Annotated in this window: 25 protein-coding genes and 1 tRNA gene; 12 read left to right on the forward strand and 14 right to left on the reverse strand. The window is 68.5% G+C overall.

Going from position 1 to position 25268, the window contains the following annotated elements:
* The first annotated feature begins 41 nt into the window (after positions 1-41).
* The 4 genes from RMT89_RS06075 (at position 42) to pknB (ending at position 6742) form a co-directional block, all read left to right on the forward strand.
* Positions 42-1625 carry a Stp1/IreP family PP2C-type Ser/Thr phosphatase gene (locus tag RMT89_RS06075; RefSeq protein WP_315883003.1) on the forward strand — a complete coding sequence of 528 codons (1584 nt, stop codon included), beginning with the start codon at positions 42-44 and terminating at the stop codon, positions 1623-1625.
* Positions 1626-1652: 27 nt separating this feature from the next.
* On the forward strand, positions 1653-3095 hold the full coding sequence (locus RMT89_RS06080) for an FtsW/RodA/SpoVE family cell cycle protein (RefSeq protein ID WP_315882876.1): 1443 nt from the start codon (positions 1653-1655) through the stop codon (positions 3093-3095).
* A complete protein-coding gene (locus RMT89_RS06085) occupies positions 3092-4564 on the forward strand; it encodes a penicillin-binding transpeptidase domain-containing protein (RefSeq protein WP_315882877.1) in 1473 nt (490 codons plus the stop codon). The genes RMT89_RS06080 and RMT89_RS06085 overlap by 4 nt, the downstream gene beginning before the upstream one ends.
* Positions 4565-4735: 171 nt before the next feature.
* The gene (gene pknB, locus RMT89_RS06090) at positions 4736-6742 is read left to right on the forward strand and encodes a Stk1 family PASTA domain-containing Ser/Thr kinase (protein WP_315882878.1); all 2007 of its coding nucleotides are present in this window, start codon (positions 4736-4738) and stop codon (positions 6740-6742) included.
* A gap of 72 nt (positions 6743-6814) precedes the next feature.
* Here the strand turns inward: pknB and RMT89_RS06095 are convergent, their stop codons facing one another.
* Positions 6815-7231, reverse strand: coding sequence for a hypothetical protein (locus RMT89_RS06095; protein WP_315882879.1), 417 nt, complete (start codon positions 7229-7231; stop codon positions 6815-6817).
* A 535-nt stretch (positions 7232-7766) separates the two neighbouring features.
* Here RMT89_RS06095 and RMT89_RS06100 point away from each other — a divergent pair.
* Positions 7767-8687 (forward strand): restriction endonuclease, encoded by a 921-nt coding sequence (locus RMT89_RS06100; RefSeq protein WP_315882880.1) that lies wholly within the window; start codon positions 7767-7769, stop codon positions 8685-8687.
* 95 nt (positions 8688-8782) lie between these two features.
* Here RMT89_RS06100 and RMT89_RS06105 read toward each other — a convergent pair whose 3' ends face one another.
* From RMT89_RS06105 to RMT89_RS06130, 6 genes are read right to left on the reverse strand one after another with little or no spacing between them, the layout of a single operon-like run.
* On the reverse strand, positions 8783-9523 hold the full coding sequence (locus RMT89_RS06105; RefSeq protein WP_315882881.1) for a class E sortase: 741 nt from the start codon (positions 9521-9523) through the stop codon (positions 8783-8785).
* A 13-nt stretch (positions 9524-9536) separates the two neighbouring features.
* Positions 9537-10574, reverse strand: coding sequence for a class E sortase (locus RMT89_RS06110; RefSeq protein ID WP_315882882.1), 1038 nt, complete (start codon positions 10572-10574; stop codon positions 9537-9539).
* The gene (locus RMT89_RS06115) at positions 10571-11209 is read right to left on the reverse strand and encodes an aminodeoxychorismate/anthranilate synthase component II (RefSeq protein WP_315882883.1); all 639 of its coding nucleotides are present in this window, start codon (positions 11207-11209) and stop codon (positions 10571-10573) included. The genes RMT89_RS06110 and RMT89_RS06115 overlap by 4 nt, the downstream gene beginning before the upstream one ends.
* Entirely contained in the window at positions 11206-11403 is a 198-nt protein-coding gene (locus RMT89_RS06120) for a hypothetical protein (RefSeq protein WP_315882884.1), read from the reverse strand. The genes RMT89_RS06115 and RMT89_RS06120 overlap by 4 nt, the downstream gene beginning before the upstream one ends.
* An 18-nt stretch (positions 11404-11421) precedes the next feature.
* Entirely contained in the window at positions 11422-12111 is a 690-nt protein-coding gene (locus RMT89_RS06125; RefSeq protein ID WP_315882885.1) for a class E sortase, read from the reverse strand.
* A 15-nt stretch (positions 12112-12126) separates the two neighbouring features.
* Complete coding sequence (locus RMT89_RS06130) at positions 12127-12906, reverse strand: DUF881 domain-containing protein (protein ID WP_315882886.1); 780 nt, start codon at positions 12904-12906, stop codon at positions 12127-12129.
* Positions 12907-13047: 141 nt separating this feature from the next.
* Between RMT89_RS06130 and crgA the strand changes: the two genes are divergently transcribed.
* Complete coding sequence (crgA, locus tag RMT89_RS06135; protein ID WP_269660472.1) at positions 13048-13302, forward strand: cell division protein CrgA; 255 nt, start codon at positions 13048-13050, stop codon at positions 13300-13302.
* 279 nt (positions 13303-13581) lie between these two features.
* On the opposite strand, the gene RMT89_RS06140 is transcribed toward crgA, so the two are convergent.
* Entirely contained in the window at positions 13582-14469 is an 888-nt protein-coding gene (locus RMT89_RS06140) for a rhomboid family intramembrane serine protease (protein ID WP_315882887.1), read from the reverse strand.
* A 99-nt stretch (positions 14470-14568) separates the two neighbouring features.
* Positions 14569-15096, reverse strand: a complete 528-nt coding sequence (locus tag RMT89_RS06145) for a peptidylprolyl isomerase (protein WP_315882888.1) — start codon at positions 15094-15096, stop codon at positions 14569-14571.
* Between the two features lie 258 nt (positions 15097-15354).
* Here RMT89_RS06145 and RMT89_RS06150 point away from each other — a divergent pair, with 258 nt between their 5' ends.
* The gene (locus RMT89_RS06150; RefSeq protein WP_315882889.1) at positions 15355-16053 is read left to right on the forward strand and encodes a DUF5324 family protein; all 699 of its coding nucleotides are present in this window, start codon (positions 15355-15357) and stop codon (positions 16051-16053) included.
* A 1179-nt stretch (positions 16054-17232) separates the two neighbouring features.
* Here the strand turns inward: RMT89_RS06150 and RMT89_RS06155 are convergent.
* Positions 17233-17305 (reverse strand) — tRNA-Ala (locus RMT89_RS06155).
* A gap of 183 nt (positions 17306-17488) precedes the next feature.
* Between RMT89_RS06155 and RMT89_RS06160 the strand changes: the two genes are divergently transcribed.
* Positions 17489-18037, forward strand: coding sequence for a DNA-binding protein (locus RMT89_RS06160; protein ID WP_315882890.1), 549 nt, complete (start codon positions 17489-17491; stop codon positions 18035-18037).
* A gap of 267 nt (positions 18038-18304) precedes the next feature.
* Positions 18305-19597: a serine/threonine-protein kinase gene (locus RMT89_RS06165; protein ID WP_315882891.1), complete on the forward strand. Its 1293-nt coding sequence runs from the start codon at positions 18305-18307 to the stop codon at positions 19595-19597.
* Positions 19598-19696: 99 nt separating this feature from the next.
* On the opposite strand, the gene RMT89_RS06170 is transcribed toward RMT89_RS06165, so the two are convergent.
* Positions 19697-21121, reverse strand: coding sequence for a hypothetical protein (locus tag RMT89_RS06170; protein WP_315882892.1), 1425 nt, complete (start codon positions 21119-21121; stop codon positions 19697-19699).
* Positions 21122-21217: 96 nt separating this feature from the next.
* Positions 21218-21346 (reverse strand): DLW-39 family protein, encoded by a 129-nt coding sequence (locus tag RMT89_RS06175; RefSeq protein ID WP_003999697.1) that lies wholly within the window; start codon positions 21344-21346, stop codon positions 21218-21220.
* 329 nt (positions 21347-21675) lie between these two features.
* On the opposite strand from RMT89_RS06175, the gene RMT89_RS06180 reads away from it, so the two are divergent.
* The 3 genes from RMT89_RS06180 to RMT89_RS06190 all read left to right on the forward strand — a co-directional run bounded on the left by RMT89_RS06180 (position 21676) and on the right by RMT89_RS06190 (position 23524).
* Positions 21676-22041 (forward strand): DUF6344 domain-containing protein, encoded by a 366-nt coding sequence (locus RMT89_RS06180; RefSeq protein ID WP_315882893.1) that lies wholly within the window; start codon positions 21676-21678, stop codon positions 22039-22041.
* A gap of 122 nt (positions 22042-22163) precedes the next feature.
* Positions 22164-22748: a UTRA domain-containing protein gene (locus tag RMT89_RS06185; protein WP_315882894.1), complete on the forward strand. Its 585-nt coding sequence runs from the start codon at positions 22164-22166 to the stop codon at positions 22746-22748.
* The gene (locus RMT89_RS06190) at positions 22745-23524 is read left to right on the forward strand and encodes a glycosyltransferase family 2 protein (RefSeq protein ID WP_315882895.1); all 780 of its coding nucleotides are present in this window, start codon (positions 22745-22747) and stop codon (positions 23522-23524) included. Before RMT89_RS06185 ends, RMT89_RS06190 begins: the two co-directional genes overlap by 4 nt.
* Here the strand turns inward: RMT89_RS06190 and RMT89_RS06195 are convergent.
* Positions 23497-23691 carry a ferredoxin gene (locus tag RMT89_RS06195; protein WP_315882896.1) on the reverse strand — a complete coding sequence of 65 codons (195 nt, stop codon included), beginning with the start codon at positions 23689-23691 and terminating at the stop codon, positions 23497-23499. The genes RMT89_RS06190 and RMT89_RS06195 overlap by 28 nt on opposite strands.
* Before the next feature lie 50 nt (positions 23692-23741).
* Entirely contained in the window at positions 23742-24956 is a 1215-nt protein-coding gene (locus RMT89_RS06200) for an amidohydrolase family protein (protein WP_315882897.1), read from the reverse strand.
* Positions 24957-25268: the final 312 nt, after the last annotated feature.

Raw genomic sequence — 25268 nt, forward strand, 5'->3', positions numbered from 1 at the left:
GGCCCCGGCGCGCTCCCGACCGGAGGGTGGGCACCGTGCGGATGTACCCGGAGCCGACGGGCGAGGTGCGCATGAGTCTGTCACTGCGCTTCGCCGCCGGATCGCACAAAGGCATGATCCGGGAGGGCAACGAGGACTCCGGATACGCCGGTCCCCGGCTGCTCGCCATCGCCGACGGCATGGGCGGCGCGGCGGCCGGCGAGGTCGCCTCCTCCGAGGCCATCTCCACCATCGTCGCCCTCGACGACGACGTGCCCGGCTCCGACATCCTCACCTCGCTCGGTACGGCCGTGCAGCGCGCCAACGACCAGTTGCGCTCGATGGTCGAGGACGACCCGCAGCTGGAGGGCATGGGCACCACGCTCACCGCCCTGCTGTGGACCGGACAGCGCCTCGGCCTCGTGCACGTCGGCGACTCGCGCGCGTATCTGCTGCGCGACGGGGTGCTCACGCAGATCACGCAGGACCACACCTGGGTGCAGCGGCTCGTCGACGAGGGCCGCATCACCGAGGAGGAAGCGACCACGCACCCGCAGCGCTCCCTGCTGATGCGCGCGCTGGGCAGCGGCGACCATGTCGAGCCCGACCTCTCCATCCGCGAAGTCCGCGCCGGCGACCGCTACTTGATCTGCTCCGACGGCCTCTCCGGCGTCGTGTCCCACCAGACCCTTGAGGAAACCCTCGCCAGCTACCAGGGCCCGCAGGAGACCGTGCAGGAGCTCATCCAGCTCGCACTGCGCGGCGGCGGCCCCGACAACATCACCGTGATCGTCGCGGACGTCCTCGACCTGGACACCGGGGACACCCTCGCCGGGCAGATCTCCGACCAGCCCGTCGTGGTCGGCGCCGTCGCCGAGAACCAGCACCAGCTGCACGACAACGGCATCATGCAGACCCCGGCGGGCCGCGCCTCCGGGCTCGGCCGCCAGGTGCCCGGACAGGGCGGCGGGGGCGGCGAGTTCGGACCGCCCGGCTCCGGCGACGTCACCGGCTTCATCAACACGGCCGGCTTCGGCGACTTCACCGACGACGACTTCGTCAAGCCCCGCAAGGGCCGCAAGTGGCTGAAGAGATCCCTCTACTCCGCGCTCGCGCTGGCCGTCCTCGGCGGCGGTCTGTACGGCGGCTGGCGGTGGACGCAGACGCAGTACTACGTCGGCGCCAACGGCGAGCATGTCGCCCTGTACCGCGGCATCAGCCAGGACCTCGCCTGGGTCTCGCTGTCGGAGGTGGAGAAGGACCACCCCGAGATCGAACTCAAGTACCTCCCGCCGTACCAGCAGGAACTCGTCGAGGCGACGATCGCCGAGGGCGGGCTCGACGACGCCCGGAAGAAGATCGACGAGCTGGCGCTGCAGGCCTCCGCGTGCAAGAAGCAGGCGAAGCGGCAGGCGGCCGAGAGCGAGCAGAACTCCAAGACCGGCGAGGGCGAGGCCGGAGGCACCACGGGAACCACGCGTACCTCCCTCACGTCCAAGGCGTCACCGACACCGAACCCGTCGGGTTCACCCTCGGGTTCGGCGTCGACCTCCCCGTCCCCGTCCACGACCGCACCCACTCCCACTCCCGGACCCACACTCTCGGAGGAAGAGCAGAAGGTCGTCTCGAAGTGCGGTACGCAGTAGGCAAGCCGTGAGAGGCCCCGTCACACGATGAGCAGTACTTCCAACACCTCGACGCACCACACGTCCACGATCGGCTCCATCGGCGCACCGAGCCGACGCAACACCGAGCTCGCGCTGCTGGTGTTCGCCGTCGTCATCCCGGTCTTCGCCTACGCCAACGTGGGACTGGCGATCAACGACGAGGTGCCCGCAGGCCTGCTGGGCTACGGCGTGGGCCTCGGCCTGCTGGCCGGCGTCGGCCATCTCGGCGTACGGAAGTTCGCCCCGTACGCCGACCCGCTGCTGCTGCCGATCGCCACCTTGCTGAACGGGCTCGGCCTGGTGGCCATCTGGCGCCTGGACCAGTCCGAGCGACTCCAGCAGAGCCGCCAGTACGTCGAGGCGGCACCGCGCCAGCTGCTGTACTCGGCGATGGGCGTCGCCCTGCTGGTGGCCGTGCTGATCTTCCTCAAGGACCACCGCGTCCTGCAGCGCTACACATACATCTCCATGGCCTGTGCGCTGTTCCTGCTGGTCCTGCCGCTCGTACCCGGCCTCGGCGCTGACGTCTACGGCGCCAAGATCTGGATCAAGATCCCCGGCCTCGGCACGCTCCAGCCCGGTGAGTTCGCGAAGATCGCCCTCGCGGTCTTCTTCGCCGGCTACCTCATGGTCAAGCGAGACGCCCTGGCCCTCGCCAGCCGCCGCTTCATGGGCCTGTACCTGCCGCGCGGCCGCGACCTCGGTCCGATCCTCGTCATCTGGGTGATGTCGATCCTCATCCTGATCTTCGAGACCGACCTCGGTACATCCCTGCTGTTCTTCGGAATGTTCGTCATCATGCTGTACGTCGCCACCGAGCGGACCAGCTGGATCGTCTTCGGTCTGCTGATGTCCGCGACCGGCGCGGTCGGCGTGGCGAGCTTCCAGCCGCACATCCAGACGCGTGTGCAGGCCTGGCTCGACCCGATGCGCGAGTACACGCTCAGCCGACAGGGTGTCGGCGGCCACACCGAGCAGGCCATGCAGGCCCTGTGGGCCTTCGGCTCCGGCGGCACCCTCGGCACCGGCCTCGGACAGGGCAACTCCGACCTGATCGGCTTCGCCGCCAACTCCGACTTCATCCTCGCCACCTTCGGCGAGGAGCTGGGCCTGGCAGGCGTCATGGCGATCCTGCTGCTCTACGGTCTGATCATCGAGCGCGGTATCCGCACCTCGCTCGCGGCCCGCGACCCGTTCGGCAAGCTGCTGGCCATCGGCCTGTCCGGCGCCTTCGCCCTCCAGGTCTTCGTGGTGGCCGGCGGTGTCATGGGCCTCATCCCGCTGACCGGTATGACGCTGCCGTTCGTGGCCTACGGCGGTTCGTCCGTCATCGCCAACTGGGCCCTGATCGGCATCCTGCTGCGCATCAGCGACACCGCGCGCCGCCCGGCCCCCGCCCCCGCACCCAACCCCGACGCCGAGATGACTCAGGTGGTCCGTCCATCATGAACAAGCCCCTGCGCCGGATCGCCATCTTCTGCGGACTGCTGATCCTCGCCCTGCTCATCCGCAACAACTACATCCAGTACGTCAAGGCCGACGAGCTGGCCTCCGACGACGAGAACCGCCGCGTCAACATCGAGCGTTACTCCACCCCGCGCGGCAACATCATCGTCGGCGGCAAGGCCATCACGGGCTCCGTGGAGTCCGAGAGCGGCGACTACAAGTACAAGCGCACCTGGACCAACGGCCCCATGTGGGCGCCGGTCACCGGCTACTCCTCGCAGGCCTTCGGCGCCAACCAGCTGGAGAAGCTGGAGGACGGCATCCTCACCGGCAACGACGACCGGCTCTTCTTCCGCAACACCCTCGACATGATCACGGGCAAGGCGAAGCAGGGCGGCAGCGTCGTCACCACCCTCAACGCCGCCGCGCAGAAGGCCGCCTACGAGGGGCTCGGCGACAAGAAGGGCGCCGTCGCCGCGATCGACCCGGCCACCGGCAAGATCCTGGCGCTGGTCTCGACACCGTCGTACGACCCCTCGAAGTTCGCCGGGAACTCCGACAAGGACGCGAAGGCCTGGAACGCCGTACAGAAGAAGAACAACCCCGACGACCCGATGCTGAACCGGGCGCTGCGCGAGACCTACCCGCCGGGCTCCACGTTCAAGGTGGTCACCGCGGCCGCGGCGCTGGAGAACGGCGAGGTCTCGGGGATCGACGAGGCCACCAAGACGCCGGACCCGTACCAGCTGCCGCAGACCACCGGGGACCCGCTCACCAACCAGCACGGTGAGTGCAAGAACGCCACCCTGAAGTACGCGCTCATGGTGTCCTGCAACACCGTCTTCGCGAAGATGGCCGACAACGTCGGCAACGAGAAGATGATCGAGCAGGCGGAGAAGTTCGGCTACAACGACCCGGAGCTGGACACCCCGGTGCGCGCCTCGGAGAGCGTCTACCCCAAGGACAACGCCCCGCAGAACGCGATGGACGGCATCGGCCAGGCCTCCAACCGGGCCACCCCGCTGCAGATGGCCATGATCGCCGCGGCCATCGCCAACGACGGCAAGCTGATGAAGCCGTACATGGTCGACCAGCTCACCTCGAACCTCGACACCATCGCGACGTACGAGCCCGAGGAGCTGTCCCAGGCGGTCTCCGCCGACACCGCGCAGAAGCTCCAGCAGATGATGGAAGCGGTCGTCAACGAGCCGCAGGGCACCGGCTCCACCGCGAGGATCGACGGGGCCACGGTCGGCGGCAAGACCGGTACCGCCCAGCACGGCCTGAACAACAGCGAGAAGCCGTACGCCTGGTTCATCTCCTACGCCAAGGTCGGCGACGGCAGCTCGCCGGTCGCCGTGGCGGTGGTCGTCGAGGACGGCGCGGCCAACCGTGACGACATCAGCGGCGGCGGTCTCGCCGGCCCGATCGCAAGGGGCGTGATGAAGGCAGTCATCGACAGCAAGCAGTGACCCCGCTCACGTCGCCTTCACATCGGTGCACGTTGCGATACCGGTCCTGTATCGAGTAACGGGCTTGGCCAGGTCACACAGAGCGAGCCGGGTACGGTAGGCCCGGACGGCAGCCTCCGAACCGTACGAACGTGCGGGTCGGGACCGACGGAGAGGGCTGGTAGGTAGCTTATGGAAGAGCCGCGTCGCCTCGGCGGCCGGTACGAGCTGGGCCAGGTGCTCGGCCGTGGTGGCATGGCGGAGGTCTACCTCGCGCATGACTCCCGCCTCGGCCGCACCGTGGCGGTGAAGACGCTGCGCGCGGATCTCGCGCGCGACCCGTCCTTCCAGGCCCGCTTCCGCCGGGAGGCCCAGTCGGCCGCCTCGCTCAACCACCCCGCGATCGTGGCGGTCTACGACACGGGCGAGGACTACATCGGCGAAGTGTCGATCCCGTACATCGTCATGGAGTACGTCGACGGATCCACCCTGCGTGAGCTTCTGCACAGCGGCCGCAAGCTGCTGCCGGAGCGCTCCCTGGAGATGACGATCGGGATCCTCCAGGCCCTGGAGTACTCCCACCGCAGCGGCATCGTGCACCGTGACATCAAGCCGGCGAACGTCATGCTGACGCGCAACGGCCAGGTCAAGGTCATGGACTTCGGCATCGCCCGCGCGATGGGCGACTCCGGCATGACGATGACGCAGACGTCGGCGGTCATCGGCACGGCACAGTACCTCTCGCCGGAGCAGGCGAAGGGCGAGCAGGTCGACGCACGATCCGACCTGTACTCGACCGGCTGTCTGCTCTACGAGCTGCTGACCGTCCGTCCCCCCTTCGTGGGCGACTCCCCGGTCGCGGTCGCGTACCAGCACGTCCGCGAGGAACCCCAGGCCCCCTCGGTCTTCGACCCCGAGATCACGCCCGAGATGGACGCGATCGTCCTCAAGGCGCTGACCAAGGACCCGAACTACCGCTACCAGTCCGCCGACGAGATGCGGATCGACATCGAGGCCTGCCTCGACGGCCAGCCGGTGGCGGCCACGGCGGCGATGGGCTCGGTCGGCTACGGCGGCTACCCGGACGACCAGCCGACGACGGCCCTGCGCTCCACGGACGCCGGCGCCACGTCGATGCTGCCGCCGATGAACCCGGACGACGGCGGCTTCGGCTACGACGACCGCCCGGACCGGCGCCGCCAGAAGAAGTCGAACACCTCGACGATCCTGCTGGTCGTGGCCGCGGTCCTGGTCCTCGTCGGCGCGATCCTGATCGGCAAGTGGATCTTCGACGGCGAGGGGGTGGCCAACACCACCACGAAGGCACCGACGTTGGTGGGCCTCACACTGCCGGAGGCCGAGAAACTCGCCGACAACGCCGAGGTGAAGCTGAACCCCAGCGAGAAGCCCTGCGAGAACCAGACGAAGGGCAAGATCTGCTCCCAGACGCCGACCCCTGGCACGAAGGTGGAGAAGAACTCGACCGTCGACGTGGTCGTCTCGACCGGCGCGCCGAAGGTGGCGGTGCCGAGTGTCCTCGGTGACGACTTCGACGACGCCAAGGCGACGCTGGAGGGCGACAAGTACGAGTTCGTCGTCAAGAAGCAGGAGAAGGTGTCCACGGAGACCGAGGGCACGGTCCTGGCCCAGGACCCCGAACTCGGCGCCGAGGTCGAGAAGGGCTCCACGATCACCCTCACCGTGGCCAAGGCGCAGGAGCAGTCGACGGTGCCGGACGTCGTCGGCTCGACCTGCGACGAGGCCAAGGCGCGGATGACGGAGAACGACCTGGTCGGCGAGTGCACCGAGGTCGAGACGCAGGACCCGAACCAGGTGGGCAAGGTCATCACGACCACGCCGTCGGCGGGCCAGCAGGCCGACGCGGGCTCCAAGGTCAACATCCAGGTCGGCAAGGCGCCCGCGAACACGCAGGTCCAGGTCCCGCAGATCCAGGGCCAGAAGCTCAAGGACGCCAAGAAGATGCTGGAGGACGCGGGCCTGGTGGTCGGCAACATCACCGGCTCCCCAAAGGACGACGCCACGGTCTTCAGCTCGAACCCGGCCCCGGGGACCACGGTCAACCAGGGTCAGACGGTCGACATCGTCGCCGTCGGCGGCGACCAGAGCGAGAACGGCGGCAACGGCAACGGCGGGATCTTCGGCGGCGTGACGGGCACGTCGTTCCGCACGGAGGACTGAATTTCCTACGCTCAACGACGAGTCCCGGCCCCGTGGGCAGGGTCTGGGACTCGTCGTTGTACTGGCCGCAGATCAGGACCAGTCAGTGCAGGAGTTGAGCTTGGTGTCGCCTTCGAAGCGGGCCACCTCGACCCCAGTCTTCTCAATGCCGTACGAGCTCTGAGCGGTGGTGCTGCGTGTGAGGGTCTCACCCGATCCCGCGTGGAGGGCGTGCCACTTCCACGTCGCGACCTGCTGACTGCCAACCCACTTGGTCAGGAGGCGCACCCTCACGTGGTACCCATCGGCGGACGTGTCCGTGACCGACAGTGCAATCTTGAACTCCCCGTACGGCCACTGGTCCCCTGAGGGATAAGTCGTCCGCATGCTGCCTCTCGCCCCGGTCGTCGAGCAGCTGGCGGTCTCCGCCGCGGACGCCTGACCGGCGAACGCGACGGTGGCCACGACCGCAGCGGCGCCGGTGGCGGCAATGCGCGTACGAGTTTTCATAACGTTCCCTCCCTGTTGGTTGCCGACGACCCCGCCCTCTCTCAGGCGATGGCCTTCCGACGATCGATACCGGTGATCACCTGAAGGCTTGGCCGATCACAAGCACGAATCGAACATATGGCCGATACCTGATCATCCCGCTCACCGCGAGCAGACGGGGCAACAACCTGCAGGCTCACGCCAAGCCCGAAACAAGGAGGCTCGGCCACTCGCACGTTCGGTGGGCGAAAATAATCACTCCGGAAGGTCGCCACGTTCAGCCTGGGTTGCAAGACAACGGGCGCTTCTTCACCGCATGCCTGCGCGACCGCCGATCGCGTCTTCATATGTGACGACTCGTTGATCGGGTGGGGCGGAGTGTCAGAGCTCCGCCCCTACCCAGCCACAGTCTGAAGGAAGGGCAGAACGTGATCAACGAATCAGCGCTGCTGGAATCGAAGACCCTGCGCAACAGCGTCCTGGATCGCACCGACGTGCTCGACAGGGTCAAGGCGCTGTCACTGCTGCCGGACGGGATGCATGTGACGACGGCGATTTGGCGGCGTACTTCGGGGTCACCACGGACGTCGTCCGCCAGCTGTCGAAGCGCCATCGCGAAGAGCTGGAAGTCAACGGCATGGTCGTCCTGCGCGGCGCTGACCTGCGGAAATTCGAGAGTGACAACGTGTCACTCTCACTCGGCGGTTATCCACAGGCACGCCGAAGCCTCACCATCTACTCACGTCGAGCCGTCCTCAACATCGCGATGCTGCTCCGCGACAGCGACGTCGCACGTCAGGTGCGTGTGTACCTCCTGGACATGGAGTACCTCGCCCGCACACAACCTGTGGAAAACCCTGCCCCCACTGACGTCGTGTCCCTCGACGACCGCATCGACCAGCGCATCACCCACATCCTCGGCAAGACCGTCGTCCCCATGTTCAACGCCCTGATCGAAACCTCAGGCGAACACCGCAGGGAGCTGATTGCTCTCCGCACAGGCGTCCAGCGCATCGAGAAGCGACTCCAGCAGCACCACGCTCGGCTACAGAGGCTGGAGAGCCCACAAGAGGCCCGCCCCCTGGCCGGGGTCATGGCCGCCATGGACGCCATGAACGGGCGGGAGTTCGAGGAACACGTCGCCACGCTGCTGCGGCGCGACGGCTGCACCAGCGTCGTGGTGCAGGGTCGCGGCAGGAACCGAGGTATCGACATCACCGCGCGCACCGCAGACGGACGGCTCCTCGTCGTCCAGTGCAAGAGGTTCGCACCCCACCTCTCCATCACCAGCCCCGAGGTCCAGAAGTTCGCTGGTGCGGCCAAGGTTCTTCACGGCTCCGAAGTAGCCCTGTTCGTAGCAACCTGCCCCTTCACCCGTGACGCCCTGAACATCGCCGCCGAGAGCGGGATCACCGCCGTACATCCTGGACAGTTGGAGGAGTGGAGCTCTGGCGAACCGCTGACGGTTCTCAATTAGCCACGATGTGACGCGACGAGGCCCGAAGCCGCAAGAGATAGTTGCGGCTTCGGGCCTTTGCCATGTTAACGACTGAGCTCCTGAAAGGAGCTCAGTCAGCGCAGTTCCTCCGGCGGAGTCCGCTGCTCGTCCACCTTCTCCACGCGGTCCAGCTCGCCCCACACGATGTAGCGGTACCGGGAGGTGTACACCGGGGTGCAGGTCGTCAGGGTGATGTAGTGGCCCGCCTTCTGCCTGCCCGACTCCTTGGGCACGGCGTCGAGGACCTTGACGTTGTACTTCGAGGTCTCCGGGAGCGTGGCGTAGACCTTGTAGACGTACCACTTGTCCTTCGTCTCGAAGACGATCGGGTCGCCCTGCTCCAGCTTGTCGATGTTGTGGAACTTCGCGCCGTGGCCGTCGCGGTGGGCGGCGAGGGAGAAGTTGCCCTTCTTGCCGGAGGTCGGCAGGGTCGCCTTGACCGGGTCGGTGTAGTAGCCGGCGACGCCGTCGTTGAGGATCTTCGCCGTCGTGCCCTTCTCGACCAGGATCTCGTCCTTGGTCATGTCCGGGACGTGCAGGAAGCCGATGCCGTTCTTGGGGTCGTAGGCCACCGGGCCGTCCTCGTCCTGCTGGGCCCAGCTGTCGCGGACCTGGTCGCCCTGCTGACCCGCCTTGCGGTCCGCGATGACATTCGTCCACCACAGGGAGTAGACGACGAACAGACCCAGCACCAGGCCCGCCGTGATGAGGAGTTCACCGAAGACGCTGATCGCCGCCGCGATACGGCCGGTGCCCCGGCGCCGCGGGGAGACGGGGGTGTCCGTCAGCTCTTGCTGCCCGGTGGTCGCTGCCACTGTTCATCTGCCCTTACTGGACGAGCGCATCCGGCTTGCCCTTGCTGCGCGGCCGTTCCTCGACCATCTTGCCCCAGACGATCAGCCGATACTTGCTGGTGAACTCCGGCGTGCACGTGGTGAGGGTGATGTAGCGGCCCGGCTCGGTGAAGCCCCCGTCCTTGGGGACGGGATCCAGCACGCTCACATTGCTCGGTGACGTCACCGGCAGCATCGACGCCATCTTGTAGACGTAGTACTCGTCCTGCGTCTCCACGACGATCGGGTCGCCCGGCTCCAGCTTGTTGATGTAGCGGAACGGCTCGCCGTGTGTGTTGCGGTGGCCGGCCAGACCGAAGTTCCCCGTCTTCGCGTCCGGCATCGCCGTCTTCAACTTACCCTCGCTGTAATGCCCGACCATCCCCCGGTCCAGCACCTTCTTCTTGCTGATGCCCTCCGCGATGGGGACCACGACATCCAGCTTCGGGATGTGCAGGATGGCGAAGCCCTGGCCCGGCTCGAATGTCCCGGGGTTGCGCCGGCCGCTCTCCCAGCCCTCCTGGAGGTTGTTCCTCTCCTTGTCCGCCTGCACGTTCGCCCGCACGTTCGTCCACCACAGCTGGTAGCTGACGAACAGCAGCATCAGCACACCGGTCGTGATGAACACCTCGCCGATCGCCCGGCTGGCGATCACTCCCGGACTCGGCTTGCGGGCCCGCGCCTGCCGCCGTGCCTCCACCCGCGACAGCGGCCTGCCATCGGACTCCAGGGTCTCCGGCGCAGGCCGTGGCCCGCCCCCATGACGCCCATGACGCCGCTTGGCGGCCTTCCTACGGGCCGCACGGCCCCCGCCCGGGGATCCGGAAGCGGAAGCCTCGGACACGCCCGCAGACGCGGATATTCGCGTCGGCGGTTCCGGAACCCGCAGCGCCACCGTCTCCTCATCGGCCGGCGGCAGCCAGGGCTCACCCGCCCCCGCGCTGTCGTACCACTCCCCGAGCGCACCGGAGTCCCCGTACGGCTGCTCCCCGTACGAGGCACCGGACTCGCGCTCGGGGCGCAGTTGGGTCACGCCGTGGCCCTGCCCACCACCGGGGCGAGCCCCGCCGCCCTCGCCACGGCACCCTGGTCGCCGCACTCCACCAGCCAGTTCGCCAGCATCCGGTGACCGTGCTCGGTGAGCACCGACTCGGGGTGGAACTGCACACCCTCGACCGGGAGTTCACGATGACGCAGGCCCATGATGATGCCGTCGTGGGTGCGCGCCGTGACCTCCAGGGCGGGCGGCACCGTGGCCGGCTCGGCGGCCAGGGAGTGGTACCGGGTGGCCGTGAAGGGGGAGGGCAGGCCCGCGAAGACACCCTTGCCCTCGTGCTCGACGGGCGAAGTCTTGCCGTGCAGCAGCTCCGGCGCCCGGTCCACGACACCGCCGTACGCCACCTGCATCGACTGCATGCCCAGGCAGACGCCGAAGACCGGGACACCGCTGGCCGCGCAGTGGCGGACCATCTCGATGCAGACGCCCGCCTCCTCCGGCGTACCGGGGCCCGGCGACAACAGGACGCCGTCGAAGCCGTCCTGGGCGTGGGCCGTGGAGACCTCGTCGTTGCGCAGCACCTCGCACTCGGCGCCCAACTGGTACAGGTACTGGACCAGGTTGAAGACGAAGCTGTCGTAGTTGTCGACGACGAGAATGCGCGCGCTCACTGGTTGTCCACCGTCACATTGTTGAAGGGCAGCAGCGGCTCGGCCCACGGGAAGACGTACTGGAAAAGGACGTACACCACGGCCACGACCAACACGAGTGACAGCAGGGCCTTCACCCACGCGTTTCCCGGCAGATGCCGCCAGATCCAGCCGTACATGCCGTCCCTTCCGTAGCGCCACGGCACCAGACTCACGCCGTACCGCCCACCAGACTAACGGCGCAGGGCCGCTGGTTTCCCGGCCTCCACAGGCTGTGTGGCGTCCAGGTGCGCCCAGACGATCAGCCGGTGGCTGCGACCCCACTCCGGTTCACACGTGGTGAGCGTGAGATAGCGGCCCTCGCGCGTGTACCCCGACTTACGCGGCACAGGGTCGATCACCTCAATGTCCGTGGGCACGGTTTTGTAGGGACCTTTGTCAATGCGATACGTGAACCAGGTCGTCCCGTCCGTCAGCACCACCGCGTCCCCGCGCCGCAGCCGGGGGAAGTCCTTGAAGGGATCGCCGTACGTCCGCCGATGGCCCGCGACCGAGAAGTTGCCCTTCTGCCCCAGCTGCGCGGTGCCCGCGTAATGGCCGAGGCCCTTCTTGAGGGTGCCGGGGTCCGTCCCCTCCAGCACCGGCTTGTTCCACGTGAAACCAAGGCGCGGGATGTACATGATCGCGAAGGGTTTGCCGCTGCGGTACGGCGCCGGCTCCGGCGCAGCGGCGGCGGGGGCACCGGCGGCGGGACTCGGCCGCGGACTCCCCTGCGCCCACTGGTCTTCCAGCTGATCAATCTGGTCGTCCATCACGCTGTCGGCCTTCACGCCCGTCCAGAACAGCACATAGACGACGAACAGGACGATCACGGTGCCGACGGTGATGCACAGCTCGCTGACGGTCCTGACGACAACGCGCACCGGCCGCTCCCGGCCTCACTCCACGGGCTGGGCATACTGCAGATCCACTGTGCCCGAGTAACCGGGAAGAGTCACCGTCCCGTCCTCGGTGACTTTCCAGCCGAGGCCGTACACATTCACGTAGACCATGTAGTTCTGGATCGCCGGGCTCTCCGCGAGCGCCTTCTGCAGCTTCTCGGGCTCACCTATCGCCGTGATCTTGTACGGCGGTGAGTAGACGCGGCCCTGGAGGATCAGGGTGTTGCCGACGCAGCGCACGGCACTGGTGGAGATCAGCCGCTGGTCCATGACCTTGATGCCCTTGGCGCCGCCCTCCCAGAGCGCGTTCACCACGGCCTGCAGGTCCTGCTGGTGGATGACCAGGTAGTCGGGCTGCGGCTCGGGATAGCCGGGCAGCTTCGCGGTGGCGTCCGGCGGGGCGTCGTTCAGGGTCACGGTGAGCGCCTCACCGGTGAGCTTCTGTGTGCCCGCGCTCTTCTCCAGGCCGGCCAGCTTCTCGTCCTCGGCCTTGGTACTGCCGTCGTCCCGCTCCGCAAGGGTCTCCACGTCCTCGCGCAGGGCCGCGTTGGACTCGTCGAGCCCGCCGTTCTTCAGGCTGCGCTCATGGATCAGGTCCGAAAGCTTCAGCAAGGAGGCGTCCGTGCGGATATTGGTGCCCTTGGCCGTATTGAAACTCGTGAAGAAAATGAGGCCCGCGAGAGCGAAGACGGCAGCGGTGAGCACCCGCACGGGCCGGAAGCGGCGCCCGCGGGCAGGACTGGATCCCGGTGGGGGGAAGTCGGCAGAATTGCTCAACGTACCCTTATCTCCTTCGGCGCCACGGAAGCACTACGCTAACGGACGCCCGGGGGAGCACTCAGTGTCCCCTTGTACGCTGCCCCGAGCCAGCCACAGTTCCCTGCGCGGCCACGCAGCGCATCGACAGGAGAGACCCTCGTGCCGAAGTCACGTATCCGCAAGAAGGCCGACTACACGCCGCCGCCGGCGAAGCAGGCGACCGCCATCAAGCTGACCAACCGCAGCTGGGTGGCGCCCGTCATGCTGGCCATGTTCGTCATCGGGCTGGCCTGGATCGTCGTGTTCTACGTGACCGACGGATCGCTGCCCATCGACGCCCTGGGCAACTGGAACATCGTGGTCGGCTTCGGGTTCATCGCCGCCGGATTCGGCGTCTCCACGCAGTGGAAGTAAGGGCCACGGCCCAGTGAACTCAGCTCTGCCCACGGCTATCCCCTGAGTTATCCACAGCGGTTTTCCACACATGGGGAAAAGAAAGACGATCTGTGGATAACCTCTCGGGTGTTGACGCCGGTATGACGGAAGTACCGGAAATCGAAAACGTGTTCGCACCCTGTCTGACCTGCGGAAACACTGGTCAGCGACAGGGGGCACAGCTGTTCCCACACAGTGTGCACAAGATCCGGCACGTGCTGTGGACAACAGCCTCGCTCACCTGTGGAAACGCACAGCTCAGGTGAGCTGTGCGGTCCGCAGCAGAGTGAGCCCGACGATCACCGCCAGCACCAGCGCGCAGGTGCCGTACTGGATCAGGGCGCGCCGCTCGCGCGGGGCGTGGACCATGCCGTAGCCGATGACGACGCCTGCCACCAGGCCGCCGATGTGGGCCTGCCAGGAGATGTTGAAGCCCGGGCTGAAGGTGAAGATCAGGTTGATCGCCAGCAGGGCGATAATGGGCCGCATGTCGTAGTTGAGGCGGCGCATCAGGACGGCGGTGGCGCCGAAGAGGCCGAAGACGGCACCGGAAGCGCCGAGGGTGGCCGTGGTGGGGGAGGCCAGGAGGTAGGCGAGGGTGCTGCCGGCCAGGCCCGACACCAGATAGAGGGCCAGGTAGCGGGCCCGGCCCAGGGCGGCCTCCAGGGGGCCGCCGAGCCACCACAGGCTGAGCATGTTGAAGCCGATGTGCCAGATCTCCTCGTGCGTGAACATCGAGGTGACCAGGCGGTACCACTCGCCGCCCGCGACGCCCTGGGTGGGCGTGAAGGGCTCGGGCGGCCAGGCGCCGAGAAGGTACAGGTCGCCCAGCAGGGACGAACTCGCCTGCACGGCGACGAACACCGCGAGGTTGATGCCGATGAGGATCTTGGTGACGAGGTGGGGGTCCGCGGTGAGGGTGCCGCCCGCGATCGTGCGGGGGCGGGCCGCGGTGGGCGGATGTCCGGTGCCGGAGCCGGTGCGGACGCAGTCGGGGCACTGGAAGCCGACCGAGGCGCTCACCATGCACTCGGGGCAGATGGGGCGCTCGCAGCGCGTACAGCGGACGCCGGTCTCGCGGCCAGGGTGCCGGTAGCAGCCGGGCAGGCCCTGGGCCTGGTGCGCGCTGTCTGGCGCCTGGTCCATGAGATCCCCTAAGTCGTCGTCACGGCATGCACCCGCCCCGCCCATCTTTACGGATGAGCGGGGCGATTGGTTCCCTTCGGACAGGTTCCAGGACCTGTCCTAGCGGGTCTCGACGACGACGGACTCGATGACGACGTCGCTGACCGGGCGGGTGGTGCGCGGGTTGATCTGGGTGGTGGAGATGGCGTCCACGACCTTCTGGCTGGCCGGGTCGACGACCTCGCCGAAGATGGTGTGCTTGCGGTTGAGGTGCACGGCCGGGGCGACGGTGATGAAGAACTGCGAGCCGTTGGTGCCCGGCCCCGCGTTGGCCATGGCCATCAGGTACGGCCGGTCGAAGCGCAGGTCGGGGTGGAACTCGTCCTCGAACTCGTAGCCGGGGCCGCCGATGCCGGTGCTCAGCGGGTCGCCGCCCTGGATCATGAAGCCACTGAGTACCCGGTGGAAGATCGTGCCGTCGTAGAGGGGCTCGTTCGACCGCTCGCCGGTGGCGGGGTTGGTCCACTCACGCTCGCCCTTGGCGAGTTCCACGAAGTTCCGCACCGTCTTGGGCGCGTGGTTCGGCAGCAGCCGTACTTCGATGTCGCCGTGGTTGGTCTTCAGGGTGGCGTAGAGCTGCTCGGCCACGATGTGCCTTCCGTTGTCTTCTGGTGACTCTTCGATCCTTGCAGAAATCCGGTCGAGTGGCCCCGGGCCGGGAGCGCGGATCGGCGATCCGTGGCATTGTCGACGACAAGCTCCTGTTGCCCTGTATTCATCTCCATGACCCGGATGCCGCTGTGTGACCCGGATGCCCGTCCTCACATGCCCCCGGGCTCATTGACAGGCATGATCCCCAAAAGGGTGGAAAGTCGAAATACGTAACGCCACCGAGGAGGAGGAACCGTGACCCGCAAAGACAGCGTGCGCGCCGCAGCCGGCTCGGCGAAGGACAGCGTGCGGCACGCCGCGGAAGTGGTGGCGCCCTACGCCGGCACAGCCAAGGATTCGGCCGCGCACTATGCACACGAGGCCCGCGTACGGCTCGCGCCGAAGGTGTCCCAGGCCGCTGAGCAGGCCCGTGTGCAGTACGACGTCCATGTCGTGCCGCGCCTGGAGCAGGCCCGCACCCATGTGCCGCCGAAGGTCGACCATGCCGCTCATGAGGCCGCCGTCCGTACCCGTATCGCTGCCCGGCAGGCGGCCGACTACTCGCGGCCGAGGCTGGAGCATGCGGTGGCGGTGGCAGGGCCCATGAAGGGCGAGGCCGCGGCGCGCAGTGCGGCCGCGCTGGCCGCGCTGCGCGGCCAGATCACTCCGCAGGAGATCCAGAAGCTGGCCCGCAAGCACGACCGCCGGGCACGGGCCGGCCGGCTCGCGAAGGCGCTGCTGGTCGCGGGTGCGGTGGCGGGCGCCGCTTTCGCCGCCTGGAAGTGGTGGGACAAGCAGGCCAACCCGGACTGGCTGGTCGAGCCCCCCGCCGCGACCGACGTGCCCGAATCGGGCCACCTCACCTCGGTGGACGGCAGCGCCCCCTCGGTCCTCGACCCCGAGGTCGAGGCGAAGGAGGCCGAGGAGGCCGCGAATCGCGAGGAACGCCCGTGATCTGACGGCGTTCCGCGCACAGCGCCCCGCGGGGCAGGAGACCTGTCGGGGGTTTCCCGCCCCGCGGTGCTGTTTCCTGCGGTGCTGTTTCCTGCGGTGCTGTTTCCTGCGGTGCTGTTTCCTGCGTCAACCGACCCGGTGCGCCCGCCGATACCCTCACCGCGGCCAGATAGCCGCCCGGGTGTAGGCGGTCCGGGCGGTGAGCGGGAGGGTGGCCCCCCGGCATTCGAAGCCGAGGTGCCGCGGTCCCGCGTTTCACGTGAAACAGCGCCGCCACCCGAGCCACCTGTTCGGTGTCGATGCCGATTTGTGCGCCCAGGGAGACGGCAGCCAGCACGTGGCGGCCGCTGTGGGTGACGCTCAGGGGCAGCCGGGGGTACCCCGCCACGCAGGGGCGGCCCTCGCCTCGGCGGCCGGTGCGCAGGGTGGACCAGGGGGCGCCGGTGAGCTGGGCGGCGGGCAGGTTCCCCCGCAGCGCCACCTCGCGCTTGCGGACGTCGATGGGCTTCCATACGCGCCATCAGTTCCCGGAAGTCGTAGGGCCATGGTCGTCGGCGCCGCCTGGAGGGCGAGGACCGTGTCCAGCTCGGACACCTGGGAGCCGATGGCGATCACCGGGGTGTCCCGGGCCGCGCGCAGAGTCCGAGGAGCACGAGATCGGCCCCCATGTCGGCGTCGAGGGCCTCCCGGCCGCTCGCGACGGCCCGCGCCTGCTGCCCGCACCGGATTAAACCCTCTTTCAGGGCCTCCCTGTGCTTTTCCTGGCTCTCCACGACAAGGACTGTCAAGGTTTCCTGTCCGGTATTGGTCACCGGAAAGCCACTGTGCATTATCACACCCCCCGATGCGATCAAGTCAATTTACCGATATGGCCGCCCTAACAGGTCGATCACCCGCGCTGACCTGTGGCGATGCTCACCAAGCCACTGCCGGGACGACCGAAACAAGCCACCCGATAAACGCAGCTACCAACCCGATGCAATGGGTCACGGAAATCACCAGGAATCACTTGAGGACCCCCCAGGGACACCCAGGGGAACCTCAAGAAGTAGTCCCTTGAGTGGCCTGTGAATTGAGTCACCGCAATTTCGACCGAGCGGGATTAGCCATCGCCGCCCCACCGCCCCCCACGCAAAACGCCCCCGACCTGGCGTTACCGCAGGTCAGGGGCGTTGCTTGTGGAGCCTAGGGGAGTCGAACCCCTGACATCTGCCATGCAAAGACAGCGCTCTACCAACTGAGCTAAGGCCCCGGGACGGGTGACGACCAGCCGGAAGAACCACGCATCCGGTGGGCGCCGCGAACCAGAGTACCGGGTCGCCCGGGGTATCTCGCAAAAAGATTGGGGGTCCCGATGGCCGACCACTCTCCGTAAGATGCTCCGCGTGGTTCGCGACAGCGAACCGCGGTTCTGGGGAAGCGATGGGGAGACGCAATGGACGCCGCACAGCAGGAAGCGACCGCGAGAGCGCGGGAACTGCAGCGGAACTGGTACGGGGAGCCGCTGGGGGCGCTCTTCCGTAAGCTCATAGACGATCTTGGTCTGAACCAGGCTCGTCTGGCGGGGGTACTGGGCCTGTCCGCGCCGATGCTGTCACAGCTGATGAGCGGTCAGCGGGCGAAGATCGGCAATCCGGCCGTGGTGCAGCGGGTGCAGCTGCTGCAGGACCTGGCGGGGCAGGTCGCGGACGGCAGTGTGAGCGCGGCCGAGGCCACCGAGCGCATGGACGAGATCAAGAAGTCGCAGGGGGGCTCGGTGCTCAGCAACACCGCACAGTCGACGAACAGTTCGGGGGCGCCCACGGTCAAGCGGGTGGTCCGCGAGATCCAGTCGCTGCTGCGCTCGGTCGCCGCCGCCGGCGACATCATCGAGGCCGCGGACACTCTCGCCCCGACCCACCCGGAACTGGCGGAGTTCCTGCGGGTGTACGGAGCGGGCCGCACCTCCGACGCGGTCGCCCACTACCAGTCCCACCAGAGCTGACCCCGCGTCCCGGTCGCCGAAGGGGGTTCGGCGGGCGGGAAGCGGAGGCAGGACGCGAGGGGGTCGCGTCTCACGAGCGCGAGGGGGCGCGGGCCTCGGCACACGGGGTCGCGGCACCGGGGTTTCACGAGTCTCGGCACCCGGGGCCACACGTCGCGGCACCCAGGCTCGCGGCGCGCGGTATCTCACGGCGCGAGGGGGAGTCGTATCGCTCGTCGAGGGGGAAGCAAGGGGGGGTAAGCGGAGGGGGAGGAGCGACGCACAGCCATGGGTGAGGTCTTCGCCGGGCGGTACGAACTGGTCGACCCGATCGGACGCGGAGGGGTGGGCGCCGTATGGCGCGCCTGGGATCACCGCCGCCGCCGGTACGTGGCCGCCAAGGTGCTCCAGCAGAGCGACGCGCACTCCCTGCTGCGCTTCGTGCGCGAGCAGGCCCTCCGGATCGACCACCCCCATGTGCTCGCCCCCGCCAGCTGGGCCGCCGACGACGACAAGGTCCTGTTCACCATGGACCTGGTCGCCGGCGGTTCGCTGGTCCATCTGGTCGGCGACTACGGCCCCCTTCCCCCGCCCTTCGTCTGCACCCTGCTCGACCAACTCCTCGCGGGGCTCGCCGCGGTGCACGCGGAGGACGTCGTGCACCGCGACATCAAGCCCGCCAATGTGCTGCTGGAAGCCACCGGCACGGGCCGGCCGCGGCTGCGTCTTTCCGACTTCGGCATCGCGATGCGGCTGGGCGAACCACGGCTGACCGAGACCAACCTCGTGGTGGGAACGCCCGGTTACCTCGCGCCCGAGCAACTGCTCGGCTCGGAACCGGACTTCCCCGCCGACCTGTTCGCCGTGGGACTTGTGGCGCTGTATCTGCTGGAGGGCGCCAAGCCGGATGCCAAGGCGCTCATCGAGTACTTCGCGGCGCATGGCACACCGGGGGCGCCCAAGGGGATTCCCGAGCCGCTGTGGCAGGTCGTGGCAACCCTGCTGCAGCCGGATCCGCAGGCGCGGTTCCACACGGCGACCGGGGCCCGCAAGGCGCTCGCCTCGGCGGCCGAGCTGCTGCCAGGGCCGAGCCCCGACGACGAGGTCATCGAGATCTTCGACCAACTCGGGCCGCTGCCGGAAGGGTTCGAGCCCGACGGTCCGCTCAAGAAGGCACCGGGAGTGGAGCACACCCCGACGAAACCGCTGCCCAGCATGCCCGGCACATCGGACACCGGCAGCTTCCACCTGCCGCCACCTCAGATACAGCCCCAGGAACAGCAGCAGCCCCCATCCGGCCCCACCCATGTCCTGTCCACCCCCCGTCCGTACGTCCCGCAGTACCCCGCGCAGCCCCCCACCCCGGTTCCGCACCGGAGTCCCGACACTGCCTCTACTGCTTCGTACACCGCTCAGGTCCCGGAGGTTCCCCCTCCGACGACAGGCCACCGCACGGCCCGCCGCCGAGCCGCCCGCCGAGCAGCCCGCCGCCCCGGCCCGCCCGCGAAGGCCGCGATCCCCCTGCTCCTGCTCGCCCTGGCCCTCTACGCCACGGGATTCTGGGCCCTGGCCCGCATCTGAAGCGGGCGCGCCCGTGGATCTGAAGCGGGCGCGCCCGTGGATCTGAAGCGGGCGCGCCCGTGGATCTGAAGCGGGCGCACCCGTATCTGACCGAGGGCGCTACGACGCCCTCCGCCGCCCCACTGTCGTCCACACTCCCAGCACGCCCAGAATCACCGTGCCACCCCCGATGCCGCTCACCGCGACCACCGTCATCAAGGCATCGTCGTCCTCCGCGTCCCCAGCCCCGGAAGGCACCCCACCGGGCTCCCCCACGCCCACAGGCGACGCGAACACGTCCTGCGGCTCGAACCGCCCGTCATAAGCCGGCCCACCCCGCTGCGCCCCGTCGATCCCGACTCGCAGCGTCAGTGCGAACGGCCCGTTGCCGAACCGCTCGGCCACCTGCGCGCCCAGATGCACGACCAGGTAGTAGGAGCCCCCGAACCGCATCCCCGTGACCTTGTCGGTGCTCCCGTACCGGTTCTCGTACGCCACCGGCGGCAGCGGATCGAGCGAGGCGGATCGCTGGCTGCCGTCGTAGTTGAGGCTCACATCGTCGAGAGGCGCACGCACAGGGTTGTGGACGGACAGCTCAAGCGCCCCCACGACCACCCGGGAGCCCCCACCCGAACTCGCCAGCTCGGCAGTCGCGTAGGGCCGCTCACCCCAGTCCACCGGCACCTTGTAGAACACGGTCTGCCCCGGTGAGACGTCCGAGCGCCATGCGCCCTGTCCCACGGAGACGGCCGAGGCGAACCCGGTGCCACCGTCCCGACGTACCGCCTCGCCCGTCAGCGGCTCGGGGGAGGCGGAGTCCCAGGCCTCGGGGGCGTCGGTCGGTGCCGCCTTCTCCAGAGGCGGCTCCGAGAAGGTGGCGAGTTCCAGGTCCCAGGCGACGTCGTCGGGCGTCGTCGTCCCCACCCGCTCGACCACCACGTAATACGCGCCCGGCTCCGCACAGCGCGAGCGCGCGGCGGACGGCTCCCGCATGGCCACGGCCGTGATCGGACGCGCGCTGCTGCCGCCGCCGAAGGTCTCCGTCTCGGAGGAGCAGAAGCGGCTGTCGGCATCGTGCACCGAGACCCGGATCCCGTCGGAGGCGGAGACGGGGGCGTCGGCCGGAGGGACCGCGGTGGCGGAGATGTACGCGCTGGAGGTGGCGTCGAGGTCGAGGCGGTAGTAGACGTCCGTGCTGACCGGGAGCGAACTGCGATACGTCCGACCGGGTTGCAGGCCTACGGCGTCCGCGGTGCTCCCGACGCCCGGGACGGTGGTGGCGTCCGGGGCGAAGCCATAAGGCGTCGGCGCCGGCGCCGCAACCGCGGAGGGCACCCCGGCCCCGGCCGCGCCCAGCACCACCGCCACGACGGCCACGCGGCACACCGCACGCCACCACGCCGTACGCCGCCCCATCACGCGCCACCCCTTCTCGCCACAGAACCGGTCACCGGACCAGTCACCGAACCCGCCGCCGGACCAGTCGCCGGACCAGTCGCCGGACCAGTCGCCGAACCAGTCGCCGGACCGCGGAACGTGCCCCATCCTGCCCACCCCGACGGCTCGCCACCCCGCGAACGGCAACACAAAACCCCGACCGCAACACGGTCGGGGTCTGTTCTCAGCTCAGCTTGTCGATACTCACGAACCCGTGGGCACGGAGTCAGTCGCCTCCGTCCACAGATCCTGCTCGGCGCGATCCGCCTGGATCTGGCGGTACACGAGGAGCCCGCCGATGGCGGCCAGTGCGACCAGGAGAAGCTTCTTCACCGCGCGACCTCGTCTTTCGTTGACGTAGGGGACCTCTGGCGCCCGACTATACACACCGACCGATATCGATCGGTGACCTGTGCGGGACCCCCCAACTCCCCTCCGGTGGACCGCAGTAGAAGCGGAGTTCTCCGCTCCGATCCGAGGGTGATCACACCCCTACGCACGGTTACTTTGGGCACTCTTCTCCGCTTTTCCGCCTCCTTGCACCCATCCGAGTGGTGTTCATCTGAACATCGACGCGCCACGGGCCCAGGTCCACCACTTCGCGGCCCCCATACACATCATGAGGAAAGTACGCAAATCGCCCAACCCGAAAGTGAGGGGCCATGGCCCGGAACAAGGTCATGAATCTGTGGACCGCCATCGTCACCGCCTTCCTCGCGCTGTGCACGGCGCTCGGATTCGTCACCACGACCGCCGCGGCGGCAGTACCGCAGAGCGAGTCGGCCCGCAACAGCGGCAGCGAGAGCAGCGCACCGTTCACGGTGCCGGCGATGTCCCAGTGGGCCTGGTCCTACGCCAGGTCACTGCCCCCCACGATGAAGCAGCGCATCCGCGCCGAGGCGCACGGCAAGACACCGAGCTGCCGCCACCGCCCGCTCGCGGACACGGAAGCGGAAGCGGAGGCCGAAGAGGACTGCGACTCCGACGCACCCCCGGCCGAGGACACGCACCTCCCGCTCCAACGCTGACCGAACCCGCACCACCCGATCCCTCTGTCCCCCTGCCCATCCCGGCGAACTTGCGTACAGCTCCGCCCCCATCCAGGCCCGGCACTCAAATGAGTGGCCGGGCCTCGTCGTAGCCTGACCCCATGCCACGCACGCCCGCGATCCGCGACAGTCGGCGCCACCAGTGGGAGAAGAACCGGGTGCGCCGACCGCGCTCCGAGCGGGCAGGTGTCGGAGCCACCGAGCACGACACCGGTCTGGACTGCTCCGAGCTGGTCTTTCATGCCGCGTACGACGAGACCGACGCGAGCGAAGAGCTCGCCGTAGCCTTCGGTGTCCCCGTGGGCGCCCCGCTCCTCAAGCGCTCCTACCGCACGCGCCACGCCACCGAGAGCGCCCCCTTCAGCCTCGTCACCTCCTATTTCCCGCGTGCCCTGATCGAGGCGAACCCCGAGCTGTTGGACCCGGCGGGCGAACCCTGGCCCGGCGGCACCCAGCACCAACTGCACACCGTGGGCATCGAGGTGGACCGCGTCGAGGAACGCGTCACGGCCCGTCCTCCCACCCCCGCCGAGGCGCGGGAACTGGAACTTCCGGCCGGCGCCCCGGTGCTCGCCGTGCGCAAGACGTCGTACGACATCCATGACCGTGTCGTGGAGATCGCCCTGATCACACTGCCCGGGGATCGCACCGAGCTGCTGTTCACCACTCACCTGGAAAGGTGGTGAGTGCCGCCGTGCGCCGGCGCGTCATCATCGTCACCGCTGTCCACGGCCCGTCGGCCCGCTTCCTGCCGGAGGCCTACGCGTCGCTGCATGAGCAGGAGCTGCCCGAGGGCTGGGAGTGGCACTGGGTGGTGCAGGAGGACGGGACGAGTGAGGCCGTCGCGCCGTTCGTCCCCGACGATTCCCGCGTCACCTTCCGGCAGGGCCGGGCCGGTGGTCCCGGGGTCGCCCGGACCATCGCGCTCGCGCACGCCGACGGACCCTATGTGAAGGTGCTGGACGCCGACGACCGGCTCACCCCCGGGGCGCTCGCCCGTGATCTGGCGGTCCTGGAGGGCGATTCCGGGATCGGGTGGGTGACCTCACGGGTGCTGGACCTGCTGCCCGACGGTTCCACCGCCGGTTTTCCCGGCGACCCCGACGAGGGACCGGTCGAGCGGGGCGCGGTGCTCGACCACTGGCGGGCCCATGACTTCCGCGCCCAGGTGCACCCGGCCTCGCTCTGTGTACGCCAGGAGCTGCTGCTCGCCCTCGGCGGCTGGATGGCGCTGCCCGCGTCCGAGGACACCGGGCTGCTGCTCGCCCTGAACGCCGTCAGCCGCGGCTGGTTCTCTGCCGAGGTCGGGCTGCTGTACCGCAAGTGGGAGGGGCAGGCCACCGGCCAGGCCTCGCACGTCGATCCGGCGGAGCGGGCGGCACGGATGGCCGTGGCGGAGGCACGCGCGCGTGCGCTCGCCGCCACCCACTGGACCTACGACTCGCCGATCACGATCGCCTGAGACGGGCACAGCTCCGCCGCCTCCCGCACCTCCGGCTCGCCCCCGCTGTCCTCACGCCCCGCCCTGACGGCCCCGAACCCGTCCTCCACGGTGAAGACGGACGGCACCCGGTAGACACACTCGCCGGATCCGTAACACAGCTCGGGGTCCACGGAGACCTTCGTCATCTGCGCTCCTGTCTCTCACCGGGTGACTGCCCCTGCCGAGGGGCGGTCAATCAGCGGTCGAAGGGCAGATCGAGCATCCGGATGGCGTTGCCGCGCATCAGCTTGTACGTCACCTCGTCCGAAAGCCCCGCCACATGCTCGGCCGCGACCTCCTTGGTGTGCGGCCAGGTCGAGTCGACGTGCGGATAGTCCGTCTCGAAGGTGGCGTTGTCCACCCCCACGGTGTCGATCGCCTCGATGCCGTGCCGGTCCCGGAAGAAGCAGCAGAAGATCTGCCGGTAGTAGTACGTCGAGGGCGGCTCCGGAATCAGGTCCTTCACCCCGCCCCAGGCCCGGTGTTCCTCCCAGACGTCGTCGGCGCGTTCCAGGGCGTACGGGATCCACCCCATCTGCCCCTCGCTGTAGGCGAGCTTCAGCCGCGGGAACTTCACCAGGACCCCGGAGAAGAGGAAGTCCATCATCGACGCCATGGCGTTGTTGAAGCTCAGCGAGGCCTGGACGGCGGGCGGCGCGTCGGGGGAGGCCGCCGGCATCTGGGAGGAGGACCCGATGTGCATGTTCACCACGGTCCCGGTCTCCTCGCAGGCCGCGAAGAAGGGGTCCCAGTAGCCGGAGTGGATCGAGGGCAGACCCAGATAGGTGGGGATCTCGCTGAACGTCACCGCCCGTACCCCGCGGGCGGCGTTGCGGTGGATCTCCGCGACCGCGAGGTCGATGTCCCACAGCGGGATCAGACAGAGCGGGATGAGCCGGCCTCCGCTGTCGCCGCACCACTCCTCGACCATCCAGTCGTTGTAGGCGCGCACACAGGCGAGCCCGACCTCCTTGTCCTTGGCCTCCGCGAAGGTCTGGCCGCAGAAGCGGGGGAAGGTCGGGAAGCAGAGCGAGGCCTCGACATGGTTCATGTCCATGTCCTCAAGGCGGGCCTTGGGGTCCCAGCAGCCCCGTCGCATCTGTTCACGGGTGATCCCGTCGAGCGTCATCTCGTCCCGGGAGAACCCGACCGCGGCGATGATGCGCTTGTACGGGAAGAACTCGCCCTCGTACTCCCACCAGTCGGTGATCTGGCCGTCCGGATCGGTGGTGAACCGGTACTTCCCGCCCACGTAGGCGAGCTCACCGATCCCGGCGGTGAATGGTTTGGGCCCTTTGTCCCGGTACTTGGCCGGAAGCCAGGTCTCGAAGAGATGCGCGGGCTCGATCACGTGATCGTCCACGCTGATGACCTTGGGCAGTTCCCTGGTGCCGCTCACGACATCGACCACGCCGGCTACCTCCCGCCTCGCATCTGACGGTTCGTCAGAAACGACGGTACGGCCCCGGGGTGAAAGCGGCAAGCGTCAGGCGCCGGGCGACGGGAGGGACGCCGCGTCGTTCGGCACCGGTCCCTCCCCTCGCGGGGACCGGTGCCAAACGACGCGCTGGGGTCGGTCCCCGCCGTGGCGGGGACCGAAGGCTCAGGAGGTCTGCGGGCTCGCGGACGGCGATCGTTTCTCCGTCACTGCGGCAAAGGCGGCTCAGGCCGGCAGCCTCTCCGGACGACGCGCGGTTGACTGGCTACGCGGGGTGATCCTGCC

This window comes from Streptomyces sp. P17 (assembly GCF_032436805.1).
In the GTDB taxonomy this organism is placed as follows: domain Bacteria; phylum Actinomycetota; class Actinomycetes; order Streptomycetales; family Streptomycetaceae; genus Streptomyces.

Excerpts from the sequence above, each read along its gene's own strand:
- RMT89_RS06160 (WP_315882890.1), top strand. The coding sequence starts at position 17,489 with ATGGACGCCGCACAGCAGGAAGCGACCGCGAGAGCGCGGGAACTGCAG.
- RMT89_RS06080 (WP_315882876.1), top strand. The coding sequence starts at position 1,653 with ATGAGCAGTACTTCCAACACCTCGACGCACCACACGTCCACGATCGGC.
- RMT89_RS06075 (WP_315883003.1), top strand. The coding sequence starts at position 42 with ATGTACCCGGAGCCGACGGGCGAGGTGCGCATGAGTCTGTCACTGCGC.
- RMT89_RS06140 (WP_315882887.1), bottom strand. The coding sequence starts at position 14,469 with ATGGACCAGGCGCCAGACAGCGCGCACCAGGCCCAGGGCCTGCCCGGC.
- RMT89_RS06170 (WP_315882892.1), bottom strand. The coding sequence starts at position 21,121 with ATGGGGCACGTTCCGCGGTCCGGCGACTGGTTCGGCGACTGGTCCGGC.
- RMT89_RS06085 (WP_315882877.1), top strand. The coding sequence starts at position 3,092 with ATGAACAAGCCCCTGCGCCGGATCGCCATCTTCTGCGGACTGCTGATC.
- RMT89_RS06185 (WP_315882894.1), top strand. The coding sequence starts at position 22,164 with ATGCCACGCACGCCCGCGATCCGCGACAGTCGGCGCCACCAGTGGGAG.
- pknB (WP_315882878.1), top strand. The coding sequence starts at position 4,736 with ATGGAAGAGCCGCGTCGCCTCGGCGGCCGGTACGAGCTGGGCCAGGTG.
- RMT89_RS06195 (WP_315882896.1), bottom strand. The coding sequence starts at position 23,691 with ATGACGAAGGTCTCCGTGGACCCCGAGCTGTGTTACGGATCCGGCGAG.
- RMT89_RS06180 (WP_315882893.1), top strand. The coding sequence starts at position 21,676 with ATGGCCCGGAACAAGGTCATGAATCTGTGGACCGCCATCGTCACCGCC.
- RMT89_RS06165 (WP_315882891.1), top strand. The coding sequence starts at position 18,305 with ATGGGTGAGGTCTTCGCCGGGCGGTACGAACTGGTCGACCCGATCGGA.
- RMT89_RS06095 (WP_315882879.1), bottom strand. The coding sequence starts at position 7,231 with ATGAAAACTCGTACGCGCATTGCCGCCACCGGCGCCGCTGCGGTCGTG.